Genomic DNA, 1,194 nt, shown 5'->3' with positions numbered 1-1,194 from the left:
GCCCGGCGCGGCGACGTCCTTGCCGCCCTTCGCGGTGTAGAAGTCGCGCTGGCCGTCGTACGTGATCACGCTGCCGTGCACGGTATCGGCGACGGTCGTCGTGCCCTGCAGGCGGCGCACGGTCGCGGCGGTGGTCAGCGTGGTCAGGTCCTGCTTGCCGTCGTAGTCGATGCGCTCGGCGTCGCCGTCGATGTATTCGTCGATGCCTTCGCGCTTCTGGCGGAAGGTTGCGTGCTTCTTGCCGCTGCCGAACGAGGTCGCGTACTGATAGCCTTCCGGGTCCTGGCGCACTTCGACGCGATCGCCCTTGATGATGATCGTGCCCTTCGTGATCACGACGTTGCCGGTCGCGACCGTGACCTGCTTCAGGTCGTCATAGGTCAGGTTGTCTGCCTCGACGTTGATCGGCTTGTTCTGGTCGGCCTTCTCGGCATGGGCGAGCGGCGCCAGCCCGACCAGCGGGAGCGCCACGAGCGTCGCGGCAAGCGCGGCGCGGACGGCGCGCGCAGCGCCGCCGGAAATCAGTCGAGGGAACGGTTCGTTCATGCAGTCACGTGAGGGATGCGTCACTTGGGTTGACCTTTCGAGCCGCCGGACGTGTCCTGCGCGGCGATCGTGCCGCGCACGTTGCCGTAAAGCTCGATGACCCGGGTGACGTTGTTGTACTTCATGCCGTCGGTCGCGTTGACGAGCGACAGGCCGCGCTGAAGTTTAACCGGCTTTTCGGTCTGGATCACATCGTCATTGACGAAGATCCGGAAATGCTGGGAATCGGCCTGCATCTGCGGATCGCCGCCGCCGGCCGCGCGCAGGATGCGTGCGTCGTCGTACAAGTCGACGATCGACACGTCGCCGTTGACGGTGCCGCGCTTCGAGGTGGTCGTCACGACCGGCTTGCCGGGCTGGAACGCGCGCATGGCCGGATCGGCCAGGTCGCTGCTTTCCGTGTCTTCGTAATGGATCAGCTTCGCGGCCGTCAGCCGGTACTGGGTCGCGCCGGACTGGTCGAGCTCGGTGACCGAGAAGTTGTCGGCGAAATAGTCGGGCGTGTGGCGCTTCGGCTGCACGGTGCCCTCGCCGGGCGGCGGCAGCGTGGCCTGCAGCAGCCACCAGGTGATGCCCGCGAGCGCGGCGACCGCGACGAGCGGCAGCAACTGGGTCCAGCGGAAATGCGTGTTCATCCGTCAGGCTCCG

At 66.7% G+C, this 1,194-nt stretch carries 2 protein-coding genes; both read right to left on the bottom strand.

Annotated elements, in window-relative coordinates:
• A partial coding sequence (gene lptA / locus JYJ84_RS37095) for a lipopolysaccharide transport periplasmic protein LptA (RefSeq protein WP_205190338.1) occupies positions 1-546 on the bottom strand: 546 nt, incomplete at its 3' end.
• A 20-nt stretch (positions 547-566) separates the two neighbouring features.
• The gene (gene lptC / locus JYJ84_RS37090) at positions 567-1,181 is read right to left on the bottom strand and encodes an LPS export ABC transporter periplasmic protein LptC (RefSeq protein ID WP_174955661.1); all 615 of its coding nucleotides are present in this window, start codon (positions 1,179-1,181) and stop codon (positions 567-569) included.
• Positions 1,182-1,194: the final 13 nt, after the last annotated feature.

Source organism: Burkholderia sp. LMG 13014 (assembly GCF_905232215.1).
Taxonomy (GTDB): domain Bacteria; phylum Pseudomonadota; class Gammaproteobacteria; order Burkholderiales; family Burkholderiaceae; genus Burkholderia.
The sequence above is the reverse complement of the archived record's forward strand: the minus strand, read 5'-3'. Positions and strand labels throughout refer to the sequence as shown.